Source organism: Cobetia sp. MC34, from assembly GCF_018340035.1.
Taxonomy (GTDB): domain Bacteria; phylum Pseudomonadota; class Gammaproteobacteria; order Pseudomonadales; family Halomonadaceae; genus Cobetia; species Cobetia amphilecti.
Map to the genome: position 1 here is coordinate 1 of NZ_JADPPY010000052.1, position 14,388 is coordinate 14,388.

General features: G+C 55.5%; 11 protein-coding genes and 1 pseudogene. 6 read left to right on the forward strand and 6 right to left on the reverse strand.

Annotated features, from left to right (window positions below; genetic code table 11):
- Positions 1-109: 109 nt before the first annotated feature.
- A complete protein-coding gene (locus IZU87_RS16325; RefSeq protein WP_502711612.1) occupies positions 110-289 on the reverse strand; it encodes a transposase in 180 nt (59 codons plus the stop codon).
- Between the two features lie 33 nt (positions 290-322).
- Here IZU87_RS16325 and IZU87_RS17800 point away from each other — a divergent pair.
- The 3 genes and pseudogenes from IZU87_RS17800 to IZU87_RS16335 all read left to right on the forward strand — a co-directional run.
- Positions 323-487 (forward strand): annotated as a pseudogene (locus IZU87_RS17800) (IS481 family transposase); the annotation flags it as partial.
- A gap of 199 nt (positions 488-686) precedes the next feature.
- Positions 687-1,316 (forward strand): hypothetical protein, encoded by a 630-nt coding sequence (locus IZU87_RS16330; protein ID WP_213115227.1) that lies wholly within the window; start codon positions 687-689, stop codon positions 1,314-1,316.
- 81 nt (positions 1,317-1,397) lie between these two features.
- Positions 1,398-2,690 carry a PDDEXK-like family protein gene (locus IZU87_RS16335; RefSeq protein ID WP_213115228.1) on the forward strand — a complete coding sequence of 431 codons (1,293 nt, stop codon included), beginning with the start codon at positions 1,398-1,400 and terminating at the stop codon, positions 2,688-2,690.
- A 528-nt stretch (positions 2,691-3,218) separates the two neighbouring features.
- Here IZU87_RS16335 and IZU87_RS16340 read toward each other — a convergent pair.
- The 4 genes from IZU87_RS16340 to IZU87_RS16355 form a co-directional block, all read right to left on the reverse strand.
- Entirely contained in the window at positions 3,219-3,740 is a 522-nt protein-coding gene (locus IZU87_RS16340) for a flavin reductase family protein (protein ID WP_213115229.1), read from the reverse strand.
- Positions 3,741-4,014: 274 nt separating this feature from the next.
- Positions 4,015-5,049 carry a methionine synthase gene (locus IZU87_RS16345; RefSeq protein ID WP_043336834.1) on the reverse strand — a complete coding sequence of 345 codons (1,035 nt, stop codon included), beginning with the start codon at positions 5,047-5,049 and terminating at the stop codon, positions 4,015-4,017.
- Between the two features lie 95 nt (positions 5,050-5,144).
- Positions 5,145-6,134 (reverse strand): DUF1852 domain-containing protein, encoded by a 990-nt coding sequence (locus IZU87_RS16350; protein WP_213115230.1) that lies wholly within the window; start codon positions 6,132-6,134, stop codon positions 5,145-5,147.
- A gap of 532 nt (positions 6,135-6,666) precedes the next feature.
- Positions 6,667-8,706 (reverse strand): sigma-54-dependent Fis family transcriptional regulator, encoded by a 2,040-nt coding sequence (locus IZU87_RS16355; protein ID WP_249330693.1) that lies wholly within the window; start codon positions 8,704-8,706, stop codon positions 6,667-6,669.
- A 421-nt stretch (positions 8,707-9,127) separates the two neighbouring features.
- On the opposite strand from IZU87_RS16355, the gene IZU87_RS16360 reads away from it, so the two are divergent.
- Positions 9,128-10,924 (forward strand): NAD(P)/FAD-dependent oxidoreductase, encoded by a 1,797-nt coding sequence (locus IZU87_RS16360; RefSeq protein WP_213115231.1) that lies wholly within the window; start codon positions 9,128-9,130, stop codon positions 10,922-10,924.
- Between the two features lie 84 nt (positions 10,925-11,008).
- On the forward strand, positions 11,009-11,785 hold the full coding sequence (locus IZU87_RS16365; RefSeq protein WP_213115232.1) for an SDR family NAD(P)-dependent oxidoreductase: 777 nt from the start codon (positions 11,009-11,011) through the stop codon (positions 11,783-11,785).
- Positions 11,786-12,048: 263 nt separating this feature from the next.
- Here the strand turns inward: IZU87_RS16365 and IZU87_RS16370 are convergent, their stop codons facing one another.
- A complete protein-coding gene (locus IZU87_RS16370) occupies positions 12,049-13,089 on the reverse strand; it encodes an SDR family oxidoreductase (RefSeq protein WP_024952471.1) in 1,041 nt (346 codons plus the stop codon).
- Positions 13,090-13,236: 147 nt separating this feature from the next.
- Here IZU87_RS16370 and IZU87_RS16375 point away from each other — a divergent pair, with 147 nt between their 5' ends.
- Entirely contained in the window at positions 13,237-14,151 is a 915-nt protein-coding gene (locus tag IZU87_RS16375) for a LysR family transcriptional regulator (RefSeq protein WP_211242444.1), read from the forward strand.
- Positions 14,152-14,388: the final 237 nt, after the last annotated feature.

The window sequence follows — 14,388 nt, forward strand, 5'->3', positions numbered from 1 at the left end:
GAATTACCTGAAAGGAGAGAAATCTTTCAAAGGCGGAATTCGGCGGAAACAGAAGAAAGCGGCACTGGTTGAGACATATCTTGCTGACATTCTCGCGGTCTGAAAGCTTTCATGCGTTTTCCCTGGCGCCAAAGCAGAGGGCCCAAAAGATGCCGTTCAGCATCTGTCTGTCGTCTTTCCTGGGCCTGCCCATCGATAGAGCCGGTGAGACAATGTCTTCAATCAACTGCCATTGGCTATCCGAGATTTCGTAGCGTCCTGTCATACCGTACCTATGCTGGATGTGCATGGGTCATATTAGCAAAAATGACTTTTCTTATAAAACCTAGCGCAGACACTCAAGCGCTACTCTTCGCTGTACAATTATCATATCCCGTAGAAAGCGCTGCACCATCAGTCGCCGATTGCAGCGATGCAGGAATGGCAGATCAAGCGGCCTGGGTTATTTACCAATCGATTGGTCTATCACACGAGATCCGACATTTAGGTGTTATCCCTACTTTGAGTGCAATAACTGTGGCCGTCATAAATGGCGGCCTTTTTAGATTTAAAATGGTTTGTTTATACGAATAGAGTTGTTTATCGTTATCTGCCTATACATTTGTAAAAATTAATTTGTAAATATTTTGTCGGTAGGATATTTTTTTGCTAGTTTGAATGTCATTGCTTTCTATTATGGTGGTTAAATGAGCTGGGATGTAGAGGTTGTTAGAGGTTTTTCGAAAGATATTGGTACTCATTACAAAGTATATGCAAATAAGGTGTTGATACATATAGAGTATAGCCGTTCTTCAGCTGACGCTTTAATGCAATCTATAAGGAGTTCTAATAAAATTTCTGACCTATTTGTCAGAAGTAATGAAAGGTATAAGTTAAAATATAATGATGCACTAGAGAAAATAGAGTCTCTAGAGATCGAAAATTGTAGTATGCGTGAATCTCTGCATACTCATAAAACATCTAATTCTAATGTCGATATGATTAAAAATGAGTATGCTGAATTATGGCTCATGCATAAGTATAGGCTGAGTGAATTGCAATCTAAAGAATTATTAAGTTTAATTCTCGCTGTGTCTGAAATTGGCTTCAAGAAAAGTAGCGATCTTTCTAACTATATTGTAGAAAGAAAGCTTGGATATGAATATCCAAATATAGCAGGAGTTGTTACTATGAGCTCGAAAGGAGATACATGGAGTTTCCCTGGCGGATTTCCGACCAATATATATAAAGCAATATGTTTGGAGTTGGGGCTTTCTGATCAAGGGTCTAATGCTAGGGCCATAGCATTCAGATCTTTTGGTAATAGTCAAGAATAGCTTGGCCGCTATTTCTGAATATAACCGTTATCCAAAATGGTAAGGTTTTGTACTCGGAATCTTCGGCTAAGAGGTATAAATATGAATATGACATTACTGGATGAGTTTGAAGGCTTGTTTGTGAACAATCCAGATATGGATGCAATTCGCGCACATTTGAGTCGTTTTAACCCTATTAAGACTATGGGTATGGAGAGTATGGAGATTCGCCATTCAGCGATCCTCGGTTGGTTGCTTAGTCCTCAAGAGACGCATGGTTTAGGGGATGTTTTTCTAAAAGCATTTCTTGCACAGGCCTTGCGTGGCCACGATAGCTCAATGTCTCCAAGTGCACTTGAAGTATCTCAAGCTGATCTAATGGATGCAGAGGTACGTAGAGAATGGAGGAATATTGACTTACTGATATTGAGCCCTCGCAATAAATGGGTATTTATTATTGAGAATAAGTTCAATGCTAAACAGCATAGTGATCAATTGAAACGATATATGGATATCGTTTCAGCATCCTTGATGGATGGTGATACATATCGTGATTTGCGTGGCATATTTCTGACCTTATGGGAAGAGGAAGCAAATGATACAAGGTATTCACCTATTGAATATGCAACGGTTTGTGAGCTAATTGACCAATGTATACTATCAGGGCAAGTGTCTCTTTCATTAGAAGTGATACAGTTTATAAAGCATTATCTTGAAGTCATCAAAGAGGCCTCTGGTATGAGTGATCAGCAAGAAGAAATGGAGAAATTGGCACGTCAGCTTTATAGAGATCATCGGAGAGTTTTAGATTTCATTGTGGAACATGGTAAAAGTACAGACTTCCTTATTGCCTGTGAAGCAGTTTTTGGAGAGATGGTAACTTCTGGTGATATTGTTGGAGTAGAGAAGTGTCAATATGTTATTAAACATTCTGATTCGAATAGATTTAGCTTCTTACCTAAAACATGGAATGAAGCATTTGAAAAGAACAGTTTAAGCTGGAGCGGGTGCGAGAACTGGTGGGCGGGGTTCCCTATGATCATGTGGCTACAACTGACAAGCGATACGGATGGAGGTAGTGGTCAAGTACGTCTCTACGCCGAGGTCGGTCCGTTAAGTAGTCATGACTTGAGGCATGATCTTATAGAAGGGATAAAGTCTATTGCTCAAGAAAAAAATTTGAAGCGAATAGGTTTCCAACGTGGTGCTTCGGATGAAGGAAAAAAATACTCTAAATTCTTTAAAAAGAATTTCTTCCCTGTTGATGATGTACAAGATCATGACCAAATAGTCAACGCTATTAATAAGTTATTAAAGTCATTCCAGCCTGAGATGGATGCCGTTGCCTCTATACTGCCTAATTATATAACCTGCTCAGAAAAAATAGCACAATGAAGTTGTGTTGAATATTGAAGTCAGTGTGCTATCTAGTTTATCTATGAGCTACTTAGCGTGATTAATCTATATTTCCTGCTATGTATATAGTGCTCTCGATCGTAAAGGTGACACTCACTGGATTCAAATTACCTTATCCAGTAACTATAGGCGTCAGCTTAAGCGATTATACGGACTTCGAAGGCCTCTAGGGTGACCATTCCAATGGCACTGTGCCGTCAATGCCGGTTATAGCCCAATTCAATCTACTCGAACACCTGGCGTTTCATGAGGCCTGGGTTTGAAATAGTTTGCCGTAAATCGCCTCGACCTTGAGGCTATTGAAGTAGCTCTCAATACAGAGATTATTGTAATAACTCGGCGGCCGCGAATGAGCGCAACATCTAATTGATTCATGTTGCACCCAAAATATGCGGCTGTAAACATCATGATTTCTAGGTTTCAGGCCGTAGGAGAAAGCTACTGTTATTAGCTGTTGAAAAATATTATGATTCCAATGACTTACTGCTTAAGGATCTCCCTGAAACGTCACTCAGCTCCAGCCAAGCCTCCGTACTTCCCCTTGAAATACAACAATGGCCGCGCCGCTTGTGCAACATCCAAATTCAGTCCCTTCACTTCCCCGATCACGATCAGGTGATCACCTGCAGGGTGCTCAGCGTGAATCTTGCAGTCGAGCCAGTGCAGGCTGTCATTGATGACAGGGTTACCGAGGGGAGAGAGCTGCCAGTCGATGCCTTGCCATTTGTCTGCGCCGCGCATGGCGAACTGGTTGGAGACATGGCTTTGCTCGCTGGAGAGAATGTTGACGGCGAAGCGTTCTGCCTGGCGAATCTTCGGGTAGCTGAAGGAGCTTGCCTTGACGCTGAAGGAGACCTGCGGCGGGTTCATCGAGACGCTGTAGAACGATTGGCAGGTAAAGCCGATCGGCTCGTCGTCGACCTGGGTGGTGATGATGGTGATGCCGGAGGCGAAGTGGCCGAGGGCTTCACGGAAACTGGCGGGGTCGATGGTGATGCTAGTGTTGGTGTCGGTATCGGAGAGTGACATGGCAAGTCCTGGAAAATTGGGGAGGTGGTAATAGTCAGCCGTGGTGGGAGGGGCTGCAGCGATAGCGCGGGTCTGGGCGCTTGGGTAACAAAGATAAGAGTGATGAAAAAATGGCCGTCGTGAATTCTTCACGATGGCCATTTTTGTTTGCGGCGGTATCAGCCGCAGCTGCTTCCACTCTCGAGCACTATCGTCGGGCCAACTCGGTTCGCAACTAGCTTGGCGCTATCTGTCAGTGCTGTGTCCTAGCGCGTGTTCTGTCTCGGTCAAGCGATCAGCGCTGCGCTTCGAGTTCCTTGCGCACGATAGCGGCGCCGGCGCTGAGTGCCTGCAGCTTGCCGCGGGCGACTTCACGAGAGAGCGGGGCCATGCCGCAGTTGGTGCAGGGATAGAGCTTGTCGGCGTCCACGAACTGCAGCGCCTTGCGCAGGGTCTCGGCGACTTCTTCCGGCGTCTCGATGGTGTTGCTGGCAACGTCGATGGCGCCAACCATCACCTTCTTGCCACGGATCAGCTCGATCAGCTCCATCGGCACGTGAGAGTTATGGCATTCCAGCGAGACGATATCGATGTTGGATTGCTGAAGCTTGGGGAAGGCTTCTTCGTACTGGCGCCATTCGGAGCCCAGGGTGTTCTTCCAGTCGGTGTTGGCCTTGATGCCGTAGCCGTAACAGATGTGGATGGCGGTCTCGCACTTGAGGCCCTCGATCGCACGCTCCAGCGTGGCGATGCCCCATTCATTCACTTCATCGAAGAACACGTTGAAGGCCGGTTCATCGAACTGGATGATGTCGACGCCTGCCGCTTCGAGTTCCTTGGCTTCCTCGTTGAGGATCTTGGCGAATTCCCAGGCCAGCTTCTCGCGGCTCTTGTAATGGCCGTCGAAGAGGGTGTCGACCATGGTCATCGGCCCAGGCAGTGCCCACTTGATCGGTTGATCGGTCTGCGAGCGCAGGAACTTGGCATCCTCGACGAACACCGGCTTCTGGCGAGAGACCGGGCCGACCACGGACGGCACGCTGGCCTCGTAGCGATCACGGATCTTGACGGTTTCGCGCTTCTCGAAATCCACGCCATTCAGGTGTTCGATAAAGGTGGTGACGAAGTGCTGACGCGATTGCTCGCCATCGCTGACGATATCGATCCCGGCGTGCTGCTGCTCCTGCAGGGAGACGCGCAGCGCATCCTGCTTGCCTGCGATCAGTGCCTCACCTTCGAGCTTCCAGGGGGACCACAGGACCTCCGGTTCGGCGAGCCAGGACGGTTTCGGCAGGCTGCCAGCGGTAGAGGTCGGAAGTAATCTCGTCATGATGAATAACCTTGTCCTTGGAATGGTTCAGATAGCGAATGTCGTTCGTCGATCAGCGCGCTGTTTGCGGATTGATGAGCTGACCGATGAGGGATTTATCGGTTGGCGGACCAGTTGGCGGACCACTGCTCGAGCAGGCTCTGGTAGGGCTTGATGAAGCTCTCTTCCACGAACTTGCCCTGCTCGATGGCGAGCTGGCTGCGCTCTTCGCGGTCGTACACGATGCGCGTCAGTGAGTGGTCCTGCTGCTTCAGGCTCGCCTGATAGGATTTGCCGGCCACGGAATTGGCGTTGTAGACCTCGGGACGATAGATCTTCTGGAAGGTGTCCATGGTGCTGATGGTGCTGATCAGTTCCAGATTGCTGTAATCGTTGAGCAGGTCGCCGGTGTGGTAGAAGGCCAGCGGTGCAACGCTGCCCGGCGGCATGAAGTAACGCACCTTCAGGCCCATCTTGCTGAAGTAGGCATCGGTCAGAGAATCGTCGTCCTGGCGATATTCCACCCCGAGGATCGGGTGCACGTTCTCGGTCTGCTGATAGGTCTTGGTGGTCGAGACGCTGATGCAGATGATCGGCGGCTTCTTGAAGCATTCCTTGTAGGCAGCAGAACCCACGAAGGCCTGGAACAGATTGCCGTGCAGCTCGCCGAACTGCTCCGGCACGCTGAAGGAGTCCTTGCCCTTGTTATGCTCCAGCAGGCGCACGCTGAAGTCATAATCGCGTACGTAGGACGAGAAGTTGTTGCCGGTCACGCCGTCAATGCGCTGATTCGTCTGGTGGTCGACGATGGTGGTCTGCAGGATCTCGATGATCGGCAGGGCGTTGTCGGAACGCGCGGCATCGAGATTCAGCTCGACGGAGATGATGTCCAGCTCGAGGGAGTAACGGTCGCCCTTGGGGTTGTCCCAGTTGGCCAGCGCATTGAATCGGTTGTTGATCATGTTCAGCGTGCTGCGCAGGTTCTGCTGACGGCTCTCACCACGCGCCAGGTTGGCGAAGTTGGTGGTCAGGCGGGTGTTTTCCGCCGGAACGTAGTTCTCGTCGAAGCGCAGACTGTTGATGCTGAAACCGAATTCGTTGCTCATGGCGTTCACCCTGATCCTGAGAGAGAAAATTCACTGTGTCGTCGACATCTTCCCGTGATCTTTCAGGCGTCTCGTGAGCGGGTTGCTCTCTGTGAGAACGCATCCATGCCGGGAGAGACACGCTGCTCGCCATCACGTTCCCTGTGCTGTCTGTGAAGTGCAGCGTCATGGGAAGTCTTCATCAACGATCTGATGCAGATGAGTATCCATTCAACAGCTTCATGAGACAAACTGGATTTTTTAATGTTCAAGTTGAGTGCGATTCATGATGAGGGCGAGCGTCATGTTTGCCGCTGAGAAAGCAGGCGAAACGAGCGGAGGAGGCGAGCTCAGCAAACGCGCAACGTGAGCCGCAGAGACGTTGACGTTAGGAGTGGGTAAGAGGGGTAAGAGGGGAATAATGGAGAAACACACACGCTGGCCCGAACTTCCGCTCGGGCCAGCGTGTGTGGCAAGCAACTGATGCTTCAGAGCACGACACCCTCATGCACTCTTCACGTTCTCCACACTCGGCCATGAAGATGCAGCTGGCTCATGAGGCGAGCGGCTGATGATTGGGCGCCACCAGACCGTAGCGGCGCATGCGGCGGTAGATGGTGGGGCGCGAGACGCCGAGTTGGCGGGCGACCTGGCTGACGTTCCAGTCCGTGTGACGCAATAGCTCGAGCAATTCGCTTGCATCCGCATCAGCCCCTGCAGACGCGAACGCTGGAGAGGCCGGGTTCGAGGAAGCGCCGTATGCAATGGGCGAGGCTGCGGCAAGCGGGTTGGCAGCCCCGCGGGCGCTGCCGGTGTGGGTCTGGCAGACCTCCGGCAGATCATGCAGGGTGATTTCATCGCCCTCTGCGGTGGCCATCGCGAAGGCAATCGCATTGCGCAGTTGGCGTATGTTGCCCGGCCAGTGATGACTCAACAGCGCACTGATGGCATCGGCGCGCAGGTGGAGTGTCTGGTCGCGTTCGGCCTGCAGCTCCGCATGCAGCTTGCGAATGAGGTAGTGGCGGTCGGCGCGCTCACGCAATGCGGGTAGCAGGAGCTCGGCGCCGTTGAGTCGGTAGTAGAGGTCTTCGCGGAATTGCCCGCTGGCGATCAGCTCCGTGACATCACGATGCGTGGCAGTGATGACGCGAATATCCACCTTGATGGGCGTCTCGGCCCCCAGTGGCGACACCTCCCGTTCGGCGAGTACGCGCAGCAGGCGCGACTGGAGTGGCAGCGGCATGTCGCCGATCTCATCCAGAAACAGCGTGCCGCCGTCTGCCTGTTGGATCAGGCCGCGCATGCCCTTGGGCCTTCCTCCCGTGAAAGCACCCGGCAGATAGCCGAAGAGTTCACTTTCAATCAGCGATTCCGGGATGGCGGCGCAGTTCACCGCCACGAAGGGCGCCTTGGCGCGTGGCCCGCTGTCATGCAGCGCCCGCGCCAACACTTCCTTGCCGGTTCCCGTCTCGCCACGAATCAGGATGCTCACGTTCTCGTGGCGCATGCGGCGCGCCAGCTTGAGCAGCCGGTGCATGGAAGGGTCGTCTCCCGCGAGCTGGTCCAGCTCGGGCACCGGGTCATCCTGCTGACTGACAGTGGGGAGGGCTCGCACTGGATAGCCGCGTGGCTCGATCAGCGTCACGAAGACGATGGCGTCATCCGCCCGCAGACGGAAGGCGCGAATCTGATCCCGGCTGGCGTGCGGAATGCTCAACAGCTCATTGAGCTCCCCATCGAACAGCTGCGTGACGGCGGGCAGGGTGGAGACCGTCCACGGTGGCCAGCGCGCCAGATGCGCATCAATCAGACGCCGGCCTTCGTGGTTGGCGGCGACCACCTTGCCATCTTCCTGAATGGCAAACAGGCCACGACCATTCAGGTGCACGAATTCCCGCGCCGTGTCGAAGCGCAGGATCAGGCAATCCCGATAGCGATGCAGGAAGTACGCATCCTCGATCATGCGGGCATGCAGGGTGACCACGGAGAGAGCAAAGGTCTGGCTCTCCTGCGGGCGGGGCGACTTCAGCGCCGAGATGTCGAGGGCGGCGATCACACGGCCCTGGGGATCGGTGATGGGGGCTGCGGTGCAGGTCAGGTCGATGTGGGTGGCATCGAAGTGCTCACGCTGATGGCAGGTGACGGCTGCGCCATCGTGCAGACAGGTGCCCGCCGCCGAGGTGCCGGCATAGCGCTCGTTCCAGTCCGAGCCGAGATAGAGGCCCGCGCGCCGCAGCTCACTCAATTGATCACGCTGTCCCCGGAAATCCACCGCGATGCCGCGTTGATCGGTGAGGATCAGCGCATAGCCATGTTGTGCGATCTGACTATAGAGCCGCTCCACCCCGGCACGTGCCACGTGCAGCAGCTCATCCGCTGATTCCTGATGATCGCGCAGCGCCTGCTGGGTGAGAACGCGGACCGGGCGAGGGCGGCTGGGGTCGAGCTGATATTCCTCCAGACAACGCTGCCAGGAACGACGGATGACGTCGCGCTGCGTCTCGGTGAAGGCGTCGCGGCCTTCGCCCAGCTGCATCAGGGTCTGGATATGCTGCCGCTTGTCGGGCTGCATCGTTTCGAGTTGGCGGATCATGGCTGCCTCGGCGCTGGCCGTCTCGGGACGGCTCTTTTGATAGTGGCTATGGCTCTCGTGCAAGTGGCGATGGCTCTTGTGAAAGTGGCAATCGTGGTTGTCGCAACAGCGGCCATAGCAAAAGCGGCGTGTGCTCCTTCAAGCGTATGCGGTGTGGCGGGAGCGTCAATCACCCTGTCCTGCATCCTTGGTCGGGGCGTTACAGGTGTAGCGCCCCGTGCCAGGCGTACGGCGTACAGTTGTCACAAGGAAGGTGGAGAACCCGGCGAGGTGAGGAGGGTGGTGATTCGGTAGTGGCGAATTTTTGTCATTCACGACAAGTGCTTACGAGCTTTGTCAGTCGTGCATGACGAAGCTGGCATGCTTGATGCCTTGGATGGGAGGCGTGACTACAACATCCAACAACACGCGGAGAGACGCCATGACCGCACGCACGCCAACTCAGATCGCTCAGCAATGGCTCGATGATTTCGAGTCCTCCCTGACTCAGCGCGATATCGCCCGGGTTCTCTCGTTGTTTGGCGAGGAATGCTACTGGCGCGATTTGATCGCCTTCACCTGGAATCTCAAGACGTCGGAGGGCAAGGATGAGATCCAGTCGATGCTCGAGGCGACCCTCGAGCATGTCGCTCCCTCTCGCTGGCAGCTGGATGGTGAGGCCAGTGAGGCTGGCGGCATCGTCGAAGCCTGGTTCACCTTCGAGACCGCCGATGCACGGGGCAAGGGCTTGTTGCGCCTGAAGGAGGGGCGCTGCTGGACGCTGTTGACCGCCATGCGCGAACTCAAGGAATTCCCGGAGCCGCTGGGAATGCAGCGCCCCAAGGGCGCCGAGCATGGTGCCAACAAGCAGCGTGAGACCTGGCTTGAGTCGCGTCAGCGCGAAGAGGCCGAGCTGGGCTACGAGCGCCAGCCGTATTGCGTGATCATCGGTGGCGGTCAGGGCGGCATCGGGCTGGCCGCGCGGCTCAGACAGATGGATGTGCCGACCATCGTGATCGACAAGAATCCGCGCGCGGGCGATGCCTGGCGCAATCGCTACAAGTCCCTGTGTCTGCATGATCCGGTGTGGTACGACCACATGCCCTACATCCCCTTCCCGGCAAACTGGCCGGTGTTCGCGCCCAAGGACAAGGTCGCGGACTGGCTGGAGATGTACACCAAGATCATGGAGCTCAATTACTGGAACTCCACGGCCTGCGAGAGTGCGCACTTCGATGAGGCGAGCGGCGAGTGGGTGGTCGAGGTGGTACGCGACGGCAAGCCCGTGACCTTGCGTCCCAAGCAGCTGGTACTGGCCACGGGCATGTCGGGCATGCCCAATGTGCCGCACTTCCCGGGGGCCGAAACCTTCGAAGGCGAGCAGCAACATTCCAGCCAGCACCCGGGGCCGGATGCCTATCGTGGCAAGAAGGTGGTCGTGGTGGGCGCCAACAATTCCGCTCACGATATCTGCGCCGCGCTGTGGGAGCACGACGCGGATGTGACCATGCTGCAGCGCTCCTCCACGCATGTGGTGAAGTCTAACTCGCTGATGGAAGAGGCGCTGGGTCCGCTCTATTCCGAGCAGGCGGTGCAAAACGGCATCGATCACCACAAGGCGGACCTGATCTTTGCCTCGATTCCCTACCGGATACTGCCTGACTTCCAGCGCCCGATCTTCGAGGCGATCCGCAAGCGTGATGCGGACTACTACCGTCGGCTGGAGGCGGCAGGCTTCCTGCTCGATTTCGGCGATGACGACTCGGGCCTGTTCCTGAAATATCTGCGTCGCGGCTCCGGCTACTACATCGATGTGGGCGCCTGTGACCTGGTTGCCAATGGTGACATCAAGCTGCGCAGTGGCGTTGGCATCGAGTGCATCAATCCGCGCTCGGTCACTCTGACCGATGGCTCGGAATTGCCCGCTGATCTGATCGTCTATGCCACCGGCTACGGCTCGATGAATGGCTGGGCGGCACGAATCATCTCGCAGGACGTCGCCGACAAGGTCGGCAAATGCTGGGGCATGGGCTCCGATACGCTCAAGGACCCTGGGCCCTGGGAGGGCGAGCTGCGCAATATGTGGAAGCCGACCCAGCAGCAGGCGTTATGGTTCCACGGCGGCAACCTGCACCAGTCCCGCCACTACTCCCAGTATCTGGCGCTGCAGCTCAAGGCGCGGCTCGAGGGTATCCCGACGCCGGTCTACGGCCTTCAGGAAGTCCACCATCTGAGCTGAGGCCAGTGGCGCTGGGCAGTGTGCCAGCGTCATGGCAGCAGCGCAGCATTTGCAGATTTCAGTGAGAGATTCAGGAGACGACTCATGCAACTGAACGACAGGATTGCACTGGTGACAGGGGGTGGGCGCGGTATTGGCCAGGGGATCGCGCTGGTATTGGCCAAGGCGGGCGCGGATGTCGTGGTGGCGGATCTGGACCTCGCCATCGCCCGCGAGACGGCGGCAAAAGTGGAGGCACTGGGTAGACGGTGTCTGGCGCTACAGGTCGATGTCGCGGATGCGGCGTCCGTGCGGCGCTTGATTGAAGAGGCAGAGGTCGGACTCGGCCCGCTCGATATCGCCGTCAACAATGCCGGCATCATCGGCATCCATTCCATCGATGCGCTGACGGTGGAGGAGTGGGACCGCGTCATGAACGTCAATGCGCGAGGTACCTTCTTGTGTACTCAGGCCGAGGTCGCCGTGATGCGCTCACGCCGCGTCGGGTGGATCATCAACGTGGCCTCGATGGCCGGCAAGGTCGGCTTTCCTGATCTGTCGCACTACTGTGCCTCGAAGTTCGCGGTCATCGGCTTTACCAATGCCGTCGCCAAGGAAGTGGCAGCGGAAGGCATCACCGTCAACGCGATCTGCCCGGGCGTGGTGGGCACCGGCATGTGGCGGGGCGAGAGTGGGCTCTCGGCACGCTGGAGTCAGGAAGGCGAAAGCGAGCCCGCTGCATGGGAGCGCCTGCAGAAGAGCCTGCTGCCCCAGGGAGTCGCCCAGACACCTGAGGACATGGGGCAGCTGGTGGTCTACCTCGCCCAGGCCGAACACGTGACAGGGCAGGCCATCGCCGTCGATGGTGGCTTCACGCTGTAAGCTAGCGCTGATCATGGTTCGATACATGATGACAGCACGAGACAGGCCACCTTCGCTAATGGAAGGCGGCCTGATTGTCGTGACGGCTCCTGACTTCTGTCACTTGAAGGCTTTATGACCCTCGCTCATGGGGCGGTCTACTCTGCAACCGCGTAGGCTCATGCGGTTATCTGTCAGCGTGTTAGTGCCCCCGTAGTACGTCATCGCTCAAGCACTTAGGGCGAATCGAGCAGGTGCGTACCAGAGGGTCGAGTGATCAAACGTCAAGGGATCAGGCGGCGTTCCTTCATGGCCTCAAGGTGCTGAATGAGACTCTGGGGTGAGTGGCGACACATTTCTGCAAAGCCGGCTTGGCGAGCCTTCGTCAAATCAAAGACAGCGTCCTCTTCGACATGGAAGATGAAATCTCCGAAGCCACCTTGGGCAATCTTGTCGATATCTGTCTCGGCAAGTCCTTGGCGCTCTGCAAGCGTCTTCCAAGTGCCTGACACGGCAGCGAGACGTGTCTCCAACGAAATAGGTTGAGGCTCGCCGGTCTCAAGCCCAAACCAGTTGGCGATCTCTGGCCAGACGTGGCGCCACCGAATCTGATCACCATTGGTGACGTTATAGGGCCCTTGCTGGTTCTCTGCGATGGCCCACAGGGCGGCTTTGCCCACCAGATCGGCATCGCAGATGTTCAGCAAGATATCGTAGGCACGCGCCGTACCGGGAAATTGCATGGCAACACCGAGCTCCCGGCAAAGCGTGCCATAGAGACCGATAAGGTTACCGAGGTTCATGGCTGAACCCAGGGAATGGCCTATCACGATGTCGGGACGCAATGCGGTCCAACGAATTCCCTTGCCTTCGAGTTCGCGAGCCAGATCTTCATGCTCGAAATACAGGTTGGGGGGGAAATGCCGGCTGTCCTCTTCTCGAGCCGGTGTTTTGTAGACCCCGAGGTGAGCACCGTAGACCTTCCCGCCCTGTACGAAGACCTGGTGCTCGATTGACGCTTGGGATTCTTCAAGCACCTGGAAGAGGTGCCGCATCATGTCGCCATTCTGTTGTGCTTCAGTGGCAGGGTCCGGATCCGGTTTCAAGGCGGCGTAAAATACGTGCGTCACGCTGCTCAGTACATCACTTGCATCTCGCAAAGAGGCAATATCCAAGAGATCGGCGCTGATGTGGTGTCCGCTTCCCGGACCCTCTGAGGAGCGAGAGAGTGTCGTGACTCGCCATCCTGCCTCTTCAAAGGCCAATGTTGCTGCACGGCCGATGACGCCACTGGCACCAGCGACTAATAGGTGATGTTGGCTCATGAGACTCTCCTGTCCTGTGGCGCATGATCATGGGAGGGGTCGCCCATGACGTCGTCCCTGACAGTGGCATTGTTTGTTTTGCTAATAAATGCTCGACTGATGAACTCATCCTTCACTATATGGTGAATAATGGATCGCTTGGCGTTAATGAAACTTTTTGTGGATATCTGTGAGCGTGGGTCAATGGCGGCGGTGGCCCGTCAGCGAGGCCAGTCCCCGTCATTGGTCACCCAAGCCTTACAGAAGCTTGAGCAGCAGGTCGGGGCCAAGCTTATCGTCAGAACAACGCGTGCCATGCATTTGACGGCGGAAGGCGAACAATTTCGAGACGACAGCGAAAGGATCCTGGCCGAGTATGACAAGGCTCTTGAGCGGATCTCGGGCACAGGGTCGCTGAGTGGCACCATCAGGCTGACGGCGACCAATGATTTTGGCCGCACGCGCCTACCACGGCTGATCGATCAGTTCCTGATACAGCACCCGGAAGTAAAATTTGAACTCGTGCTATCCGATGGAGTGTTGGACCTGGTCGATGAACGATTTGATCTGGCCATTCGTCATGGGCCGATGGCGGACTCAAGCTTGACGTCACGACGTCTCGTCAGTACCCATCGTGTTGTGTGTGCGGCACCTGCTTATTGGCAGGACGCAGGGCGCCCCCAACACCCATCAGAGCTGTCATCCCACCAGTGCATGGTGCTCGCTCGCCCAGGAGCGCCCCAGAACCATTGGGAGTTCCAGGAGGCAGGGCAGGTATTTTCCGTGACGGTGGCGGGGAACCGAATGGCCAGCGATGGTGGCGCGTTGCGCGAGTGGGCGATCGCAGGGGCTGGAGTGATATTTAAATCGATGGTGGATGTGGCAGAGGATATTGAGGTCGGACGACTGGAAGTTGTGCTGAATGACTATCGGATTCCTGAAGTGAATCTGTACGCCGTGTTTCCGGAAGGCAGATATGCAAGTCGACGGATCAGTACCTTCATCGAATTTCTTCACGACAAGCTTGGCAGTGAGAGAGAGGCCTCACACTGCCAGAGTCGTGCATCCAGCTCTCGCGCTTGAGGGCTGCCGGGGAGTGGCAAGGGCAAAGAACGACCCACATCATGTCTATGGCAGGCTGGGCCTCGGATGGCCAATCCGGTTGTAGTGGTCAAGTGTTTTTGGCCACCGATCTTTGAGCATTCCAGTAGTTCTTTTCTGCCAAGTTCGGCGGTATCCCATCGTTATGCTTGTGCGGCCTGAGGCTGCTGTAGTAACCGATCATATAATCAGTGACAGATCGCTTCGCCGCAGCGACAT

Coding starts and splice junctions, on each gene's coding strand:
- IZU87_RS16375 (WP_211242444.1), top strand. CDS start 13,237: ATGAAACTTTTTGTGGATATCTGTGAGCGTGGGTCAATGGCGGCGGTG.
- IZU87_RS16350 (WP_213115230.1), bottom strand. CDS start 6,134: ATGAGCAACGAATTCGGTTTCAGCATCAACAGTCTGCGCTTCGACGAG.
- IZU87_RS16360 (WP_213115231.1), top strand. CDS start 9,128: ATGACCGCACGCACGCCAACTCAGATCGCTCAGCAATGGCTCGATGAT.
- IZU87_RS16335 (WP_213115228.1), top strand. CDS start 1,398: ATGAATATGACATTACTGGATGAGTTTGAAGGCTTGTTTGTGAACAAT.
- IZU87_RS16365 (WP_213115232.1), top strand. CDS start 11,009: ATGCAACTGAACGACAGGATTGCACTGGTGACAGGGGGTGGGCGCGGT.
- IZU87_RS16355 (WP_249330693.1), bottom strand. CDS start 8,706: ATGATCCGCCAACTCGAAACGATGCAGCCCGACAAGCGGCAGCATATC.
- IZU87_RS16345 (WP_043336834.1), bottom strand. CDS start 5,049: ATGACGAGATTACTTCCGACCTCTACCGCTGGCAGCCTGCCGAAACCG.
- IZU87_RS16340 (WP_213115229.1), bottom strand. CDS start 3,740: ATGTCACTCTCCGATACCGACACCAACACTAGCATCACCATCGACCCC.
- IZU87_RS16370 (WP_024952471.1), bottom strand. CDS start 13,089: ATGAGCCAACATCACCTATTAGTCGCTGGTGCCAGTGGCGTCATCGGC.
- IZU87_RS16325 (WP_502711612.1), bottom strand. CDS start 289: ATGCACATCCAGCATAGGTACGGTATGACAGGACGCTACGAAATCTCG.
- IZU87_RS16330 (WP_213115227.1), top strand. CDS start 687: ATGAGCTGGGATGTAGAGGTTGTTAGAGGTTTTTCGAAAGATATTGGT.